The sequence below is a fragment of the Sporanaerobacter sp. PP17-6a genome (assembly GCF_900095615.1).
GTDB lineage: Bacteria > Bacillota > Clostridia > Tissierellales > Acidilutibacteraceae > Acidilutibacter > Acidilutibacter cellobiosedens.
In genome coordinates this window covers 46,576-65,688 of the sequence record NZ_FMIF01000037.1, presented here as the reverse complement: position 1 = coordinate 65,688, position 19,113 = coordinate 46,576, and the positions used below count along the sequence as shown (strand labels likewise).

General features: G+C 32.9%; 16 protein-coding genes and 1 other annotated feature. Of the genes, 15 read left to right on the top strand and 1 reads right to left on the bottom strand.

Going from position 1 to position 19,113, the window contains the following annotated elements:
* Positions 1-5: 5 nt before the first annotated feature.
* The 14 genes from pgsA (at position 6) to PP176A_RS13800 (ending at position 17,643) form a co-directional block, all read left to right on the top strand.
* Positions 6-545, top strand: a complete 540-nt coding sequence (gene pgsA, locus PP176A_RS13865; protein ID WP_071141063.1) for a CDP-diacylglycerol--glycerol-3-phosphate 3-phosphatidyltransferase — start codon at positions 6-8, stop codon at positions 543-545.
* 291 nt (positions 546-836) lie between these two features.
* Entirely contained in the window at positions 837-3,833 is a 2,997-nt protein-coding gene (locus PP176A_RS13860) for a sigma 54-interacting transcriptional regulator (protein ID WP_071141062.1), read from the top strand.
* Positions 3,834-3,954: 121 nt separating this feature from the next.
* A complete protein-coding gene (locus PP176A_RS13855; protein WP_200796167.1) occupies positions 3,955-4,266 on the top strand; it encodes a PTS sugar transporter subunit IIB in 312 nt (103 codons plus the stop codon).
* A 45-nt stretch (positions 4,267-4,311) separates the two neighbouring features.
* Complete coding sequence (locus PP176A_RS13850; RefSeq protein WP_071141061.1) at positions 4,312-5,610, top strand: PTS transporter subunit IIC; 1,299 nt, start codon at positions 4,312-4,314, stop codon at positions 5,608-5,610.
* A 102-nt stretch (positions 5,611-5,712) separates the two neighbouring features.
* On the top strand, positions 5,713-6,753 hold the full coding sequence (locus PP176A_RS13845) for a zinc-dependent alcohol dehydrogenase (RefSeq protein ID WP_071141060.1): 1,041 nt from the start codon (positions 5,713-5,715) through the stop codon (positions 6,751-6,753).
* A 27-nt stretch (positions 6,754-6,780) separates the two neighbouring features.
* Positions 6,781-7,449: a class II aldolase/adducin family protein gene (locus tag PP176A_RS13840; RefSeq protein ID WP_071141059.1), complete on the top strand. Its 669-nt coding sequence runs from the start codon at positions 6,781-6,783 to the stop codon at positions 7,447-7,449.
* A 19-nt stretch (positions 7,450-7,468) separates the two neighbouring features.
* The gene (locus PP176A_RS13835) at positions 7,469-8,584 is read left to right on the top strand and encodes an iron-containing alcohol dehydrogenase (protein ID WP_071141058.1); all 1,116 of its coding nucleotides are present in this window, start codon (positions 7,469-7,471) and stop codon (positions 8,582-8,584) included.
* An 81-nt stretch (positions 8,585-8,665) separates the two neighbouring features.
* Positions 8,666-9,727, top strand: coding sequence for a zinc-dependent alcohol dehydrogenase (locus PP176A_RS13830; RefSeq protein WP_071141057.1), 1,062 nt, complete (start codon positions 8,666-8,668; stop codon positions 9,725-9,727).
* 20 nt (positions 9,728-9,747) lie between these two features.
* The gene (locus PP176A_RS13825) at positions 9,748-10,194 is read left to right on the top strand and encodes a PTS sugar transporter subunit IIA (protein ID WP_071141056.1); all 447 of its coding nucleotides are present in this window, start codon (positions 9,748-9,750) and stop codon (positions 10,192-10,194) included.
* Positions 10,195-10,376: 182 nt separating this feature from the next.
* Positions 10,377-10,606, top strand: a binding site (T-box leader).
* Positions 10,607-10,650: 44 nt separating this feature from the next.
* Positions 10,651-13,299, top strand: a complete 2,649-nt coding sequence (locus PP176A_RS13820) for a valine--tRNA ligase (protein WP_071141055.1) — start codon at positions 10,651-10,653, stop codon at positions 13,297-13,299.
* Between the two features lie 135 nt (positions 13,300-13,434).
* Positions 13,435-15,030 (top strand): hypothetical protein, encoded by a 1,596-nt coding sequence (locus PP176A_RS13815; RefSeq protein ID WP_071141054.1) that lies wholly within the window; start codon positions 13,435-13,437, stop codon positions 15,028-15,030.
* Between the two features lie 36 nt (positions 15,031-15,066).
* Positions 15,067-16,359: a bifunctional folylpolyglutamate synthase/dihydrofolate synthase gene (locus PP176A_RS13810; RefSeq protein WP_071141053.1), complete on the top strand. Its 1,293-nt coding sequence runs from the start codon at positions 15,067-15,069 to the stop codon at positions 16,357-16,359.
* A gap of 61 nt (positions 16,360-16,420) precedes the next feature.
* The gene (locus PP176A_RS13805) at positions 16,421-16,642 is read left to right on the top strand and encodes a hypothetical protein (protein ID WP_071141052.1); all 222 of its coding nucleotides are present in this window, start codon (positions 16,421-16,423) and stop codon (positions 16,640-16,642) included.
* 71 nt (positions 16,643-16,713) lie between these two features.
* Positions 16,714-17,643, top strand: coding sequence for a YncE family protein (locus PP176A_RS13800; protein WP_071141051.1), 930 nt, complete (start codon positions 16,714-16,716; stop codon positions 17,641-17,643).
* Positions 17,644-17,645: 2 nt separating this feature from the next.
* On the opposite strand, the gene PP176A_RS13795 is transcribed toward PP176A_RS13800, so the two are convergent.
* Positions 17,646-18,179, bottom strand: a complete 534-nt coding sequence (locus tag PP176A_RS13795) for a DUF4364 family protein (RefSeq protein WP_071141050.1) — start codon at positions 18,177-18,179, stop codon at positions 17,646-17,648.
* Between the two features lie 135 nt (positions 18,180-18,314).
* Between PP176A_RS13795 and PP176A_RS13790 the strand changes: the two genes are divergently transcribed.
* On the top strand, positions 18,315-19,100 hold the full coding sequence (locus tag PP176A_RS13790) for a polysaccharide deacetylase family protein (protein ID WP_234958949.1): 786 nt from the start codon (positions 18,315-18,317) through the stop codon (positions 19,098-19,100).
* The last annotated feature ends 13 nt before the right edge of the window (positions 19,101-19,113 follow it).

The following is a 19,113-nucleotide window of genomic DNA, read 5'->3' as shown; positions in this document are numbered from 1 at the left end:
ATATTATGAATTTTCCTAACTTATTAACAACTATAAGAATAATTTTAGTACCTTTGTTTATTTATATATTCTTTTCTCCTATGAAAAATAATATTTTGTACGGAACGATTATTTTGTTTATAATAGGACTTACAGATATTTTAGATGGCTACATTGCCAGAAAGTACAATATGATAACGAAACTGGGAACTATTTTGGATCCTATAGCAGATAAGATTACGATATTTGGAGTAATTATAAGTTTTATTCACGTAGATTTAATTCCTTATGAGGTTTTTATAATATTATTTGTCAAAGAGATATCTCTGGCTTTATGTGGTCTATTAATGTATTATTCGAAGGAGTCTCAACCTCTTTCCGCAAATAAATTTGGCAAGATCGCAACTTTTTCTTTTTATGTGGCTGTATTTTCTATACTATTTGACTTCCCTCAAATAGTTTCTCAAGGACTAATAGGATTAACTGTAGTATTAAATATTTTTGCATTTTTTAGCTATTTTACTATAATTTATACTTATTATAATAAGGATTATCATGCTAATTAAAAAATAAATCCCATTTTATAAAACTAATTTTCATAAGAGTAAAATATAATATTTTTTTATGGTCATAACAAACATATAATACCAAATTATTAAATTTTATCTATTATTAGTCAAAGGTTTACATTAGAAGGAATAAGACTTTTTATAGGCTATTAAATAGAAGGAATTGTGGAATATTCTGTTGAACATTAATAACTAAATTATCTTAGAATCATGAAAATAAGCTGACCGCAAAATCTTCTAAGACTATGGTATAAATATTGCATAAATTGTGAAATGGGGAGTGGAATTATGAAAGACCGTTTAGTACAGATAATTAAAACTGAAGATAAGAAAAACCCTTATACTGATGATCGCTTAGCTGAAATGCTCGATACTCGAAGAGATGCAGTTACGGCCTTAAGAAATGAATTAAGTATCCCAGATTCGAGAGAACGACGTAAACCTTATTTAGTAGAAGCCATTAGAGAAATAATTTCAAAAAATCCGGAAATATCGAACCGACAACTTACCAAGATTATTAAAGATCGAGGTTTTAACGTATCAAAATATTTAATATCTCAAATAGCCCTACAGATTAAAGAAAAAATATTTGATTTGAATTTGGTGATGAGCCATAATGAGCCCTTAGAACATTTAAACCTTAAATCGAATTTTAATCTAAAAAATACATTAAAATATCCATCTGAATTGTTGGCCTTTAGTAGAATTATAGGTTTTGATGGAAGTCTGAAATCTCAGATTCAACAGGCAAAAGCTGCAATATTATATCCTCCTCACGGCCTTCATACTTTGATTTTAGGACCTACCGGAGTTGGAAAAAGTAATCTGGCAGAAGCTATGTATGATTATGCACTTGAAATCAAAGCCATTTCTGAAACTGCTCCTTTTATTATTTTCAATTGTGCAGATTATGCTGAAAATCCGCAGCTTCTTTTATCACAACTTTTTGGACATGTAAAGGGAGCTTATACCGGAGCCGCTGTCTTAAAAAAAGGATTAGTGGAAAAAGCTGATGGCGGAATATTGTTTTTAGATGAGGTTCATCGTTTGCCTCCGGAAGGTCAAGAACTGCTTTATTTTTTAATGGATAAGGGAAAATTTCGTCGTATGGGAGAAACTGAGACAGAACGAACAGCAAATATTTTGATTATAGCAGCAACTACAGAGGATATTGAATCATCTTTACTTTTGACTTTCCGCAGGAGAATACCGATGATCATAGAGCTTCCATCTCTGTCCGTAAGACCTCTTGATGAAAGATATCATATAATAAAGGCCTTTTTTAATAAAGAAGCAGATAGAATAGGGGTCAAAATAAAGATTATCCAAGAAGCTTTAAGAGCTCTTTTAATGTATAGTTGCCCAGGAAATATAGGACAACTCAGAAGTGATATTCAAGTTGCTTGTGCAAGAGGTTTTCTGAATTGCATAAGCAGTCAAAGAGAATATATTGAGGTTGGCTTGTCAGATTTACCTGTTCACGTTCAAAAGGGATTATTAAAAATACAAGAGCGTAATCCGGAAGTTGAGTATTTTATCAAAGAAGATTTAATGACAAAACCTAATCAAAGCGAAACTAATATTGAACCTGAGCCTAAAGAAGACCTTTATACATTACCTCGAGAAATTTATGGATATATTGAAGAGAGATATCACGAATTAGAGTTACAAGATTTAACTCAAGACGAGATAAACAAGTTAATCGGCGAAGAATTGGAAATAAAATTCCAGCAATTGATAAAACGAGTAGAAACCAGTCACCCAACCTTAGCTAAGCAAGATTTAGCCGAGATAGTGGGCCAAAATATAGTTGATATAACAGAGAAAGCAACAAAAATTGCAGAAAAGCGGATTGGGGGAATAGATAAGCATCTTTTTTATTGCCTTGCGATACATTTAAGTGCAACTTTTGAACGAATTCAACAGGGAAAGCCAATTGTGAATCCTCATCTTGATAAAGTTATGAAGAAATATAAGTCGGAATATAATGTGGCAAAAGAAATGGTCAAACATATTGAGCTTTTATCAGGATATAAAATACCACAGGATGAAATCGGTTTTATAGCTATGTATCTTCGAACAATTACGAGTCCGTCAGACGAAAAACGGGGAAGAGTTGGAGTTTTAGTACTTTCTCATGGTAGAGTGGCTCAAGGTATGGCAGAAGTGGCAAATCGGCTGTTAGGTGTAAATCATGCAGTAAGTATAGAAATGTCGCTGGATGAAAAACCCGAATCAGCTCTTCAAAGAACAATCGAAGTTGTATATAAAATCAATGAAGGTAAAGGAGTTTTAATTCTTGTAGATATGGGTTCATTAATCACCTTTGGAGAAATAATCACCAAAAAAACGGGGATTCCCACCAAAACCGTTGGCAGAGTGGATACAGTAATGGTTTTGGAAGCTGTCAGACGGGCTATTGTGCCGGACACTAATTTGAATGAAATCGTAAACAGCATAGATAAAGATAAAATAGTACTTGGAAGATTTGTACCTTCAGAAACTTCAAGAGATAAAAAAGTAATTATTACTTTGTGCATAACTGGGGAAGGTACGGCTATAAAAATTAAAAGACTTATCGAAAAAATGCTGCCGAATATTAAAGAAAAAGCTGAAATTATTCCAATGGGAGTCGCAGGAGATGAAGATATATCTACAAAAATGAATAATATTAGAAAACAATATACAGTATCAGCGGTTATTGGAAGCATAGACCCTAAAGATAATTTAGTGCCTTTTATTTCAGTGGAAGAAATAATAGATGGTAATGCTATAGAAAGGTTGAAAAGTATTGTTTATATGGAATCTCCTTCACAGATGTTAAAAAATGGTGATGTTATCAAAATCCCTTTTGCTAAAGTAATTCATGAGGAGCTTATAATGGTCAGACCTGATTATTGCAATAAAAATGAGGTGTTAGACGGCCTTGCGGAACTTTTAATTAAAGGTGGGTTTGCGAAAGAAAAATTTTTGCTTGATGTATATAAAAGAGAAATCATGGAACCAACGTTATTAAAAGAGAAATTTGCGATTCCACACGGAAATCCCCAAAATGTTATAAAGCCGGCTATAGCTATTGCTATATTAAATAATTCAATAATATGGTCGGAAGAAAATGAGGTAGAAAATGTTTTCATGATGGCATTAAAAGAGGATTCGACAGATATTTTAAATAATTTTTATAAGTTAATAAAAACTCCCAACTTATCGGAGAAATTGAAAAAATCTCGCAATCCTCAAGAAGTAAAAAGCATTATTTCAGAGATATTGATATCCTGCCACTAAAGCTTCCATGAAGGTTGGAACGGAATTTGCATTTTATAATCGTAGCTGCAGCTTAAATAGATATTCGAGTTTTAAGGAGGAGATGCATATTAAATTAAATAAACATAAAAGGAGGGAAGTTATGATGAAGGCAAAGAAACAAGTAGTGATTTTGGTTGCTTGCGGTAGTGGCATTGCTACATCTACTCTTGCGGCAGATGCAATAAAGGATATTTGTGATGAGATAGGCATTGATGCAGTGATAAAAAAGAGTAATATGAGTGAAATACTAACAAAAGCACAAGATGTGGACGTCGTATTTACAACTAACAAGTATAGTGAGACATTACCTGTACCATCTTTAAGTGTTACCTCACTTATTACAGGTATTGGTGAGGACGAGATTAGAAAAAAATGTAAAGAATTGTTATCTAAAATAGCGGAAAATGTTTAGATAAAAAATATTAAATATACTTTATAGAAAGGAAAGGTGAAAACTATGGAACACTTGGTATCGATTATAAGACAAGTACTAGATATTGGTGCAATTGCTGTTCTTCCGATAATTATTACTATTTTAGGATTGTTTTTTAAAATGAATTTTTTCAAAGCATTCAAAAGCGGACTATTATTGGGAATTGGATTTCAAGGGCTTAAATTGGTTATTTCACTATTAATAACGACAATAGAACCGGTTACTAATTATTATGCCGCTTCAGCAACGGGATATGCATTTACTACTATAGATGTTGGGTGGCAGACACTTTCTGCAGCAGCCTGGATGACACCCTTTGCCGCAGTTGTTTTACCGTTAGGTCTTATTGTTAACATAATATTAATTAAGTTTAAAGTTACAAAGACATTCAATATTGACATTTGGAATTATTGGCATATATTAATGGCTTCTTCTATTCTTTATTATATATTCTCAAGAGCCGACATGTCAGGAGCCGTTCCATTTGCTATTTGTACTGTGTTTGCCATGTTGTTGGTAGCTATTATATGTATTGTCGGAGATAAAATTGCTCCGTTCTGGCAAAGAAATTTTGGATATGAGGGAACAACCTGTACGACTATGAGTTCAACATTATCAGCAGTTCCCGTTGTCTATGTTTTGAATAAGATAGTAGATATAATTCCCGGAGTTAACAAGGTCGACATCAACTTATCTTGGATTAACAAGAAATTAGGGCCATTGGGAGATCCTGCTCTTGTAGGTTTTATTGTAGGTTTATTTCTTGCAATTATAACTAGACAAACTCCTACAGTAATAATTCAAATAGCGGTTGGAATAGCAGCGGTTATTGTTTTGATGCCAAGAATGGTAGGTCTGCTTATGGAAGGACTAACTCCGATTAGTAAAGCCGCGAAAAATTATATGACAAAGCATGTTGGAGAAGATCAGGAATTACTTATTGGTACAGATGCAGCATTTGCTATTGGTGACCAAACTGCCGTTACATTGAGTCTTTTATTAATGCCAATTACAATTGCACTCGCATTTATCATTCCAGGAAACAATTATTTCCCGGTAGGCATGTTTGCTTCTATTCCTTATTTTGCAGGAATGATTAGTATGATGACTGACAGGAACCTTTTCCGCGGATTAATTACAGGAACATTGTATATGGTGTTTATTGTAGTTTCACTCAATTTTATGGCAGATGTCGGTACAAGCTTTGTCACTTCAGCAGGTGTGTTAGAACTTGAAAAGGGACTAAAAGTTACTGCTGCATCCCTGGCAAATGTCGTTGATATTTTGATGGTGCTGATTGCGAAACTATTCAAAGTATTATAAAAGAAGTTGTATGTAAAAATCATATTAGCATTATGCTAATTAATTTTCAAATAAAATATAAAAAACAAAACTGATAAGTATATTAAAGAAAGGGAGAGAACTATGAAAGAAAAAATGAGAATGGCTATTTGGTATGGACCAGAAGATGTAAGAATTGAAGAAAGAGATATGTTTGATTTGGAAGATGACGCTGTTATCATGAAGGTAAAAGTATCCTTAACTTGCGGAACGGATGTAAAAACATATAAAAGAGGACATCCAAATTATCGCCCGGGGATAACTTTCGGTCATGAAGCAGCAGGAATTGTATATAAGAAAGGGAAAAACGTACAAAATTTTGAAATAGGAGATAGAATTGTACCACATAGTGCCGCTATGTGTGGTAATTGTTATTACTGTAAGACAGGAAGAAATGACGGATGCTGTGAACATAGAGTCAGGATTATCGGCGGCCATTCGGAATATGTATATATTCCAGGCGTAATTGTAAGACAAAACCTATTTAAAATTCCTAAGGATGTTAGTTATAAAGCGGCAGCATTAACAGAACCTCTATCATGTGCAATGTATGCCGCAGATATGACGAAGTTTAGTTATGGAGATTGTGTTGTTGTAATGGGAGCAGGCCCAATTGGGTTAATGATTTCCATGATTGTTAAGAAGATGGGAGCTCATGTCATCCAAACTGATTTTTCTCAATCAAGGTTGGAAGTATCGAAAAAACTTGGAATTGATACTACTGTACTTCTTAACAGCGACATGGATGTAGTAGAGACTATCAGAGCTCTAACTCCTGAGGGAAGAGGGGCAGATGCTGTAATTGATGCTACCGGACAACCTGTAGCTTGGGAAAACTGTATTAATATCTCTCGAAAGGGCGGATATATCAACTTGTTTGGAGGGTGTAAGCCGGGCACAACAATCACTATCGATACTGAAAGAATGCATTACGGCGGACTTACCATTGCAGCTTTTTTCCACACAACACCAAAACATGTTATGATGGCAAATAACATGATTAATCACCACGAAATCCCTGAAGATATTTTTGTAACGGGAGAATATAAATTTGAGGATTTAATAGAAGCATTGGAAGCACATGCAAACCAGATAGGTGTGAAAAATGCCCTTATCTATGAATAATAAGAAAAGAATGGAGTGACAAATAAAATGAAAAACAAAATTGAAAAAGCAAAACAAGATGTTATGTGGGGTGTCAAAATGATGGTCGAGAGAGGTTATTCCTTGGGTACGGCCGGAAATATCAGTGCAAGAGTTGAAGGAGAAGACTTATTCGTTATAACTCCGTCTTCTCGCCCATATAACACCTTAGAATTAAATGATTTATGTTTAATTGATATGAAGGGAAACATAGTTGATGCGAAATTTAAGCCTTCTGTAGAGGCTACTATGCACAGGTTCATATATTTAGATAGAATAGAAGTTAATGACATTATTCATTCGCACTCCAAATACGGAACTTTGGTGAGTTCCATTGAAAATATAAAAGAACTTCCAATCATTGATGTTGAAAGTATTTCCTATTTAGGTGGAGAGGTACCTATTGCGCCTTTTGCTCCGGCCGGTTCTTTGGAGTTAGCTACAAGTGTAAAAAATTCAATTGGTACAAGTGCGGGAGTGCTTATGGAAAATCATGGTACCATAGGTGTGGGGATTACTATGGAAAAAGCTCTTATTGCAAGTGATAATATTGAGCGAACAAGTGAACAATTCTTGTTCCTTCTTGCAACCGGATTAAGAAAAAAAGAAATTCCGAATGACTATGTTAATAAAGTTAGAGAAATATCAAAAGTCAACCGAAAGATATCTACTAAGTAGAAATGGGGAGTAATATATGATGAAAAAATTTAGGATTGTTCCGGATATTTATCAATGTGATACTTTTAATGATTTCTTAGATAGTTTCCCTTTGAATTCTGATGATTTGATAATTACAAATCGTTATATCTATGATCCTTTTATTAAAAAATTCAATCTGCCATGTCATTTCGTATATCAGGAAGAACATGGCTCAGGTGAGCCGAGCGACATTATGGTCGATGCAATATTAACGAACATAAAGAATATTTCATACAAAAGAGTAATAGGAATTGGCGGCGGGACAGTAATTGATATAGCGAAGGTACTCTCAATTAGAAAATTTGATTGTTGTGATGAGATATTTGACGATCCGTCGAAAATAAAAAAAGACAAAAAATTGATTATAATTCCTACAACTTGTGGTACAGGCAGTGAGGTAACCAGATCATCAATTATTAGTTCAACGAAGCGCAAAACCAAAATGAGAATGGCGTATGATGCCTACTTTGCTGATATTGCTGTTTTAATACCGGAATTTATCAGCACTCTGCCCTATAAGTTCTTTGCATTTAGTTCAATTGATGCATTAATTCATGCTGTAGAATCATATCTTTCTCCGGAAGCAACTCCATATACGGATTTATTTTCGGGAAAGGCAATCAAGATACTGTTACAATCGTTTGTAACCATCTCTAAAAATGGAGTTGATTCTAGAAGAACTGTTGAGAGGGATGTGTTACTTGCAAGTAATTTTGCCGGGATATCTTTTGGTAATGCAGGATGTGGTGCTGTCCATGCTCTTGCTTTTCCGCTAAGCGGAAGATATGGAGTTGTGCATGGGGAAAGTAATTACCAGTTTTTTGTTCAGGTGCTTAAATTGTACTATAAGAAAAAACCTGAAGGCAAAATTTCATATTTAATAGAAATGATTGTAGATATTCTTCAATGCCATACTGATCAGGCATTGGAATGTTTGGCCGTTTTACTCAACGATATTTGGAAAATTAAGAGTTTGAGCTGTTTTGGTATGGGAGAAGATGAGATAGAAGAGTTTTCCAAAGAGGTATATTTAACTTTACAACCGGTTCTTTCTACTAGTTATGTAAAGCTGAGCCAAGATGAATTAGCTGAAATATACAGGAAATTGTTATAAATTGAATAATTGTAAGATCAAATTTATAGGATTATTATGGTAGACTTGATTTCATGATTTCAAAAGAAAGGAGTGTCATTTTTGAGAGCATTGATGCGACTATCCCCAAAAGCAAATGATATGGAGTTGGTCAATACTGAAGAACCTAAAATATTAAAAAGTACTGACGTCAAAGTTAAAGTAGTTTATGCGGGTGTTTGTGGGGGAACCGATATAAAATTAAAGAAGGTCGATGTTGGCGGACGGTTTGACAAATTAAAACCACCTGTTATTCTTGGACATGAAGCATCTGGATATGCCGTTGAAGTAGGTACAGATGTAAAGAAAACGAAAATAGGAGATAGAGTTGTATATGAAACAACCGTAGAACCATGCGGTTCATGTAGATATTGTCATTCAGGCGATTGGAATATGTGCTCACATAGAAAGGGATTAGGTTCAAGTACGAATGGTAGCTTTGCGGATTTTGTTGTAGTTCCGGAACGAAACATAAGAGTTATACCCAGTGAACTTTCTCTGAAAACTGCTGTACTTTCAGAACCTATGGCTTGTGCGTATCATATAGTTAGTGAAAGAGGATGTATAAAGGCCGGAGAAAATGTTGTTATTATTGGTCCGGGTATTATTGGGTTATGCTGTGCTTTAGTTGCATTGTTTTCGGGGGCGAATGTTGTTGTAATTGGTACGGAAAAAAGTAGGGAAACTCGGTTGAAGATTGCAAAAAAATTTGGATGCCATGTTTTAGTTAATGATGGACATAACTTAAAAGAAAGAGTTCAAGAAATTTTCGATGGAGAATTTGCAGATTTAGCCATTGATGCTGTTGGTTCTCAAAACTCTTTTAATTCAGGATTAAGCTTAGTCAGAAAAATGGGTCGCGTTGTAATAACAGGTGTTCCCAGTTTGGATACTGAATTATATACTATAGACATGTCTTATATTTACAGAAATCAGATTTGTATTACTTCCGGCAGAAGTTCAACCCCATCGAGTTGGACAGGCTCATTGAAGGTTTTGCAGAAATATCACAATCAATTGGAAGAATTGGTTTCACATGTTTATTCGCCTGAGAAATGGAAAGAAGCATTTGAAGCCACCGAGAAGAAGCAAGCAATTAAGGCCGTAATTGATTTTGAAAAATAGACGTTAGGAGATTAATAATCATGGTAAAAAATATATTGGTAATAGAGTCAAATGCAAAAACTTCCAAAGAAGCTATAACGGAAGCATTTCAAGAGTTGTATATGAGAGGTTATGTTAAAGAAACCTTTCTGAAAAACTGTCTTGAAAGAGAAAGGGAATACCCCACAGGTTTGATGACTGAAATTCCCGTTGCAGTACCTCATACAGATACTAAATATGTCAATGAATCGGCTATTTGTATTGTCCGATTAAAAAATCCTGTAGTTTTTCGAAACATGGAAGATCCCAGTTCAACGATTAATGCTGAATTTGTATTTAATCTTGCACTAAAAACAGGAGAAGACCATATAAACACATTAAAAACTGTTGTTAATATTGTACAGGACAATGAGTTCTTGAAGGAAGCAAAGGTTGCCTCTTTAGAGACAGTGAAGTTAAAGATTCTGGAACGCTGGGATTCTTTTTAAAAGGAATAAGTTTATAGAAAATGTATATAAAAAAGAGATATTTTGTAATAGAAAGGCTTTTATGTTTAAAGGAATAAGAGTGTATTTGTTAATCGGGAATTAGCTTTTCCCGGAATTACCTCCAATAAAATTAATGTTGACAACAGTACAAAAACTGATATATTATATAATATAACGTAATATTAATTACTTTGACGGAGAAGAGTAGATAAATACTTCTGTACAGAGAGGAAGATCCGAGGGCTGAGAGATTTTCTCATAAAAGGTTTATTGAAGGTAGCTCTTGAGTTTTCAGATTGAAATGACAGTAAATCTGAACGGGTAATTCCGTTATATAGTTTGTTATAATTAAGAGCCGCAGCATGTTTGGCGGAATTAAGGTGGTACCGCGTATTAACCCTTCGTCCTTATATTTAAGGATGAAGGGTTTTTAAGTTTTATTAGGGAGGTTAGAACGTGAAAAATAATTTACCAAAAACTTATAATCCGAAGGAATTTGAAGATAAGCTGTATAGTTTCTGGAATGATAAGGGATATTTCAAAGCTCATGTAAATAAAGATAAGAAATCTTTTTCTATTATGATGCCTCCTCCTAATGTAACCGGAAATCTTCATTTAGGCCATGCACTGAACGGAACGATTCAGGATATTTTAATCAGATGGAAGAGGATGGAAGGATATGAAGCCTTATGGCTTCCGGGAACAGACCATGCCAGTATTTCTACTGAAGCAAAAGTAGTAGATAAATTAAAAAAAGAAGGCAAGAGCAAAGAGAAATTGGGAAGAGAAAAATTTCTTGAAGAAGCCTGGAATTGGACTGAAAAATATGGAGGAAATATTAAGGAACAATTTAAAAAGTTAGGAGCTTCCTGTGATTGGAGCAGGGAAAGATTTACATTAGATAAAGGACTTAGCGATGCGGTGGAAGAAGTATTTGTAAGGTTATATAATAAAGGTCTTATATACAGAGGAAACAGAATCATCAATTGGTGTCCTAATTGTAAAACTGCTTTATCGGATGCGGAAGTGGAACATGAAGATACGGAAGGCAAGCTTTGGTATATCAGATATCCCATTAAAGGAGAAAAGGAGTTTATTACTATTGCAACAACAAGGCCAGAAACGATGCTGGGAGATTTGGCGGTAGCTGTTAATCCTAAAGACGAAAGATATAAGAATTTAATCGGAAAGACTCTTATACTTCCACTGGTTAATAAAGAGATACCTATCATTGCTGATGAATATGTTGATATGGACTTTGGCTCGGGAGCTGTGAAGATTACTCCGTCTCATGATCCCAACGATTTTGAAGTTGGGTTGAGACATAATTTAGGTCAGTTTAAAATATTTAACGATGATGCGACCATTAATAAAAACGGAGGAAAATACGAGGGCTTAGATCGATATGAGGCAAGAAATAAGATAATTGAAGACCTTAAATCCGAAGGATATTTAACAGATATAAAGGAACATATGCATAGTGTGGGACATTGTGAAAGATGTCATACTATAGTTGAACCTATAATATCAAGGCAGTGGTTTGTGAAAATGGAACCTCTTGCAGAACCTGCTCTTAAGGCCTACGAAGATGGACAATTTAAGTTCATTCCCGACAGATTCGGCAAAATATACACTAATTGGTTGGAGAATATTAGGGATTGGTGTATTTCGAGACAGCTCTGGTGGGGACATAGACTTCCCGTGTATTATTGCAAAGATTGTGGCGAAGTGGTGGTATCAAAGGATAAACCGAAAGAATGTCCCAAATGTAAAAGTAAAAATATATATCAGGATCCTGATACGTTAGATACATGGTTCTCATCAGCCCTTTGGCCCTTCTCAACTCTCGGATGGCCTGAAGAAACAGAGGATCTGAAGTATTTTTATCCCACAGATGTATTGGTTACCGGATACGATATTATTTTCTTCTGGGTTGTAAGAATGGTTTTTTCTGCATTAGAGCAAACGGGGGAGGTTCCATTTGATAATGTATTTCTTACAGGTCTTGTAAGAGATTCTCAAGGGAGAAAGATGAGTAAATCCTTGGGAAACGGAATTGATCCTTTAGATGTAATAGACAAATATGGAGCAGATGCTTTGAGATTTACATTGGTTACCGGAAATAGTCCGGGCAATGATATGAGATTTTATATGGAAAGAGTTGAATCAAGCAGAAATTTTGCCAATAAATTGTGGAATGCGACTCGATTTGTTATGATGAATATTGATGAAGATATAAAATCGTATGATTTTGATACTGGAGATTTAGAGGAAGAAGATAAATGGATACTTTCCAGAAAGAATAATGTGGTAAGAGAGATAACTGAAAACCTTGATAAATATGAACTCGGCATGGCAGCTCAGAAAATATACGATTTTATATGGGATGAGTTTTGTGATTGGTATATAGAAATAGTGAAGGGAAGATTATATGGAACGGAAAGAAAAACTAAGGAAACTGCCCAGAAGGTTCTGTTAATTGTGTTAAAGGATATTTTGAAGATGCTTCATCCTTTTATGCCTTTTATTACCGAAGAAATTTGGAGATATCTTCCCGACGAAGAAAAACCTTTAATTATATCTTCATGGCCTGTATACCGAGAAAATATTAATTTTCCGGAAGCGGAAAGAAGCATGGAGTATATAATGAATGCTATTAAAGGAATAAGGAATATCAGATCGGAAATGAATGTAGAGCCTAAAAGAAGATCAAATATGATATTTGTAACTCAAGATGAAGAAATTAAAAAGGTAATTGATGAGGGCAAGAGATATTTTGTTAATTTGGCTTTTGCCAATGATATATATATAAGAGATTCCAAAGATGGCTTAGGAGAAGACAATGGAGTAGTGGTTTTGGAAAAATGTGAGATATATTTGCCTATGAGAGATTTAATAGATTTTGAAAAAGAGAGAGAAAGACTCGAAAGAGAAAGAGAAAAGTTGGAATCTGAATTGAAAAGAGTGAGAGGCAAGTTGTCCAATAAAGGGTTTATAGATAAAGCTCCTAAGGAAGTTGTAGAAGCTGAAAGAGAAAAAGAGACGAAGTATAAAGATATGATGGATAAAGTTTTGGAAAGGTTAAATATTATTAAAAATAATTAATAAAAAATCGGTTGATTTTTCAACCGATTTTTTTATTAATAGATTTAAATTAGAATAATATGGTGGTAGAATATATTTATTAAACAAGGAGGTGATATTATTAAAAGAGTAATTATTTTTTTTGTTGTAATATTTTTGGTAATAACTTTTATCCATGTTATGTATAATAGTAAATTAAGTGCTGCGGCTCCATCTCCAAATTGGAGTCGGGAAATATCCATACAGAAAACAAGTTTTAATAGAAACCCCTTAGTATCAGATATTGATGAGAATATTTTATTTTTGGATCAGGCATATGGAGATGAAAAAGGCTTAAAGATTAAATTATTTAATAACAAAATGGAGTTATTGAAGGAAGAAAAAGTTTATATTCCTCAATTGGAATTCAATACTACAAGTTCCCAAGAGGTTTTTTTAGATGGCAAGTATATTTTGTGGAGAGACAATAACAAAAATACAGTTTATAGAGGAGAAATTTCCGATGACCTGAAAACAGTGCAGGTAAAGGAAATAATGAATAATGTAGAAAAATTGGATTATTATAGTGACGGGAAGAAAGGAATACTTGCTTTTTTGAAAAAAGATGGTATGATAAGTATTTGCCGTGGTGACGGGGAAACCATCTTTGACGGAGAAATTTCAGGAAATATTAAGGATTTAAAGGTATATTCTCAAGATGAAAATATATATCTGCAAACAGTAAATTATAATAATAAAACGGGCATTAAGGAATATCGTATCAGCCAATGTAGAGACGGAATCATGTCTGATGCTGTTACCGTTTGGGAAATTAGCGAAATAGGAATGAAAGTGAGAGACTTTGTCCTCTGCGGTGACGGGGAAAATATTTATTCTTTAATTACAACTCAAGGCAAAGGCGCTAATAATTTCGGCTATATCTTAGCAGGATACAATAAGAGTACCGAGAAATCCTTTGAACCCGTTAAGTTTAATGATTATCCAGATATGGGCCTTGGATATTTTTACAGCAATCCCGTAGTGATAGGAGAAAACGAAAATGGGATTGAAATATTAGTCGGAGGAACTACTTATTTAGATCTTTACAGCAGAGAAAAAACTAATATCGTAAAAGTGGGGCTAAACAGGAAAGGAATAAATAAAACCGAACTTATATCTAAAACAAAAGGATTATCAATAAAGCCAAGCTATGTAAAAGGAAAAGATGGAGAAGTATGCTTCTGGCTTGAACCGGATGAAGGAAAATATTTTAAAGTTATGGCAGCTACTACGGATAAAAGTGTACTGTTGAGTACTACTAAAATAAATTCCAATGATGTAAAGGAAGCCTTAGGAAAAGAAGTTCCTTCCCTTACAAGCTATCTATTGCTTATTTCTTTTGCAGGAAGGTTTTTACCTTTGTTACCTGTTCTTGGATGGCTGATATATATATTTTCCATTAATGAAAGAATTGAGAAGAGTGGTTATAAGTATCTTATAATAGGAATATTCATATATTTATTTTTTCAAATTATAACTATAAATAGTTTTTATAAACCTGAGGCCGTTTTGTATATGCCTAAATTGTTGACTTTTACAGGCAGTAAAATTATAATTCCTACAGTATTTTCACTGGTGGGTCTTTGTGCGGTAATCATGTCGAGAAAAAAGGACAGAATAAAACAGCCTTATAAACAATATATTTTGTTTCTGACCTTTGCTTATATATTAATGAATTATTTGTATACTCCTTATTTATTTATTAATAATTGATAGAAAAGGGATGGAAAATAGGAGGTTATATTTAAAATGAACTATAGTAAAGCTTTGGAGTATATAAGGAGCGTTGAAAGGTTTGGTTCCAAATTAGGTCTTGATTCTACAAGACGGCTTTTAGAACTTTTAGGTAACCCTCATAAAGGTTTGAAATATGTTCATATTGCGGGAACCAACGGAAAGGGTTCCGTTGTATCCTACATTGGGAATATGCTCATGGAAACGGGTTGTAAAGTGGGAGTTTATACTTCTCCTTATTTGGAGGTTTTTAATGATAGAATTCAAATAAATAACAAAAATATCTCCGATGAGGATTTGACGCAAGTCATAGAACAAGTTAAGGAAAAATCAGACTATATGATTAAATATGAAGGCATTCGTCCCACAAGCTTTGAGATTATAACCGCTGCCGCGTTTTTATATTTTAGCAATATGAAGGTAGATTATGTGGTATTAGAAGTAGGCTTAGGCGGAAGAATTGATTCAACTAATGTGATAGAAAGCTCTTTGGCATCGGTCATCACTACTATCGATATGGATCATATGGATATATTGGGAGATACTTTAGGAAAAATTGCATATGAAAAAGCAGGTATCATAAAAGAGGGAGGATTAGTTATATCATATCCCCAAAAAGAAGAGGCATTAAATGTAATTAAAAAAGTAGCTCAGGATAAAAATGCGGAACTCATATTGTGTTCCGAAGACAATGTGTCTATAAAAAGTACAAATGATGAAGGTGCTGTGTTTGATTATAATTACTCAGGTCACTTTTTTAAGGATCTAAATATTTCATTGCTGGGAAGGTACCAAGTTTTTAATGCATCTTTGGCTTTGACAACGATAGTCACATTGAGAGACAGGAAATTTTTAGAGATAGGTGATGAACAAATAAGGAGAGGGCTTAAGAATACAAAATGGAAAGGAAGAATGGAAGTCTTAAGAAGAAATCCCATTTTTCTTATTGATGGAGCTCATAATCCTCAAGGTGCTTTGTCTTTAAGAGAGTCAATAAAACTATTTAAATATAAGAGGCTTATATTGGGCATAGGAATACTTAAAGATAAGGATGTGGACAGTGTAATAAAAGATTTGGTTCCGATGGCTGATATGATAATAATTACGGAACCCAACGGTGTGAGAAAGATGGAAGCAGAGGAATTAGCTGAAAAAATAAGAAATTATAGTAGCAATATATATGTTGAAAAAGATATTCATAAGGCTGTAGATTATTCACTGAAAGTTGCAAATCCCGATGATATGATATTATTTTCAGGTTCTTTATATTTAGTAGGAGATGTTAGGACAATTATTATGAATATGTAGTTCTTTTTTTACCTCCTCTGGAGTAAATATTATTAATATATTCCGGAGGAGGATTATTATTATGAGGATAATAAAATTCAATCCTTATACCAGGTTTAAAGATGAGGAACTTATAAGAAAATTTTTTGATGAAACAGAAAATCTTAAATATTTAGTATCTTTAGGTTGTGAAGAAGATTATAGAGATGGGATCATGAGAGTAAATAATTTGATAATAGAAATAAAAAGAAGAAATTTAAAGGCCGATAAACGGGAATCCATGATGAAAATCATTAAAAAGTAGATACTTGATTTTATCACCGAAATCCATAAATAAGCATAAATTGTTATATAAATGTGGATGGAGGTGAAATATTGAAAAAAAAAGGAATATTGATAGTTGCTAATACAGGTGATGATTCTTTAACAATAGTAGATTTTAGAAAAAAATTGAAGGTGGAAACAGTTTCCCTTTTATCCTTTGTTAATTTAGAAAAGGAATTATATTTAGATGGTTTTTATATAGGACCTTATGAGATGAGCATGAGTAGTGAAGAAAATAAGATTTATATTGTAAATGCATACAACAATACCGTATTTAAAATGGATATGGATAAAAGAAAAATTGAAGATATAGTGGTGGTAGGAAGTTTTCCTACATCAATAAAAACCTTTGAAGGATATATATTTATATCTAATACGGACTCAAATTCTGTTTCAATATTGGATGAAAAAAATTTTCAGTTGATTCAAAATGTTCCTGTAGGAGAAAAACCAGTTGATATAGAAATCGATAGAGATACAAAAAAAATACTTGTAGCTAATTCTAATAGCTACAGTATAGACGTAATAGATATAAATAGTGAAGGGGAAGGAAAGATTAAATTGGATAAAAATCCGATTAAAATATTCATCGAAAAAGGATACATGTATGTTTTGTCCTATATTAACAATGGAATTATAAATCAAAGCAATATTTCAATTATAAATCTTCACGACAGACAAATAGTTAAAAGTATCAATCTAAAAGGTATATTTAATAATATGATAATGATTAATAAAAAATTCATATATCTAACAAATATTGACGATGGTTTTTTATATAAGTTAGATATTAAAGAGGATAGAATATTGACTAAAAATTTTCTTAAAGGCATGCCTAATAAAATACTTTGGGATAAGGATAAAATGTTATTTATAACTAATATATCGGAAAATATATTAACGATTTTTGACATTGATAAGGATAAAATATATATGAATATAAATACGGGAAAAGAACCAAACGGTCTATTATTATTATGATGTTACCTTAGCTTTATGATGCTGTCTAAGATATCCTGATATATTGAGTCAGGATTTTTTTTCCAATTATCGCATATTAACTTTGCTTGATTTATATTTGCAACATTTAAATCAATATTAAATAGAGTAGTATCCCCTTCAACCAATTTCAAGGTTACAACATATTCCTTATCGTTTTTTTTAATATAGCTGCCTCTTATCTGCTTTTCTCTCATTATTTCTATCTTTTTTATTTTTAACTTTTTATCGATATCGTCTTTTATATCCTTTGGAATTCTGTTATCAAAGTATTCTAAAGTTAATTTACCTTTATTTAAAAGAATATAATAATTCTTTTCATTTTCATCGGAATATTTTAAAAAGTTTGTTTCTACTAATTCACTTAAAAATTGTTGCACGAGAAAAAAATTCATATAATTATTATCCAAGACGAATTCCGTTATCTCTGCATTTGTAAGAGGTTTGGGGGATTTGTCTATTATATATAAAAGAAGAAGTTTATTTTGAGCAAGTTCTTCGCTATTATCAACAAACATTTCAATCACCTTCTTAGTATGAACTAATTAAATTATATCATATCATGTATAAAAGAGAAGTAGCAATTCATAAAGTGTTATATATAAAAACATTTGTGAATAAATTGTATTAGTAGATATAAGGGAGGAGATATTTTGAAGACATTTAAAGCGAAAGGAGATAACATTTTAAAAGGGGCAGTAATGATTGGAGTTTTAATTATATCGATTATTTATACCAGTATTACATATAATATCAACGTAAGGGAAGCTTTTTCTAATATTAGGGAATTGCCTATTTACAGTGTAGAAAGAAACGATAAAAAAATATCGATAACGTTCGACGCGGCTTGGGGAATAGACTCTACAAGAACTATATTGGATATATTGGATAAATATAATATAAAATCTACATTTTTTCTTGTGGGATTCTGGGTAGAAAAATATCCTGAACTTGTAGAAGAAATAAGCAGCAGAGGACATGATATAGGAAATCATTCTACCAATCATCCATATATGACAAAATTATCGGAAGAACAAATGATACAGGAGTTAAGTAAAACAGGGGATCAAATTAAAGAGATTTCTGGGAAAAAACCAATATTGTTCAGGCCTCCATTTGGAGATTATAATGACACGGTAATAAGAGTCTGCAGAGAAAACGGTTATTATCCTATACAGTGGGATGTGGATTCCTTGGATTGGAAAGAATTGGGAGTACAACCTGTAGTAGATAGAGTGACAAGAAATGTGAGAAGTGGATCTATAGTGTTGTTTCATAACAACGCAAAATATGTAGCTGAGTATTTACCCATAGTAATAGAAAAGTTACAAAAGGACGGATATGAAATAATACCCGTTTCTCAATTGATATATAAGGATAATTATTATATTGATAATACGGGAAGACAAATAAAAACAGAAAGTAATAAAACTGACTGATAAAGAGGAGGAA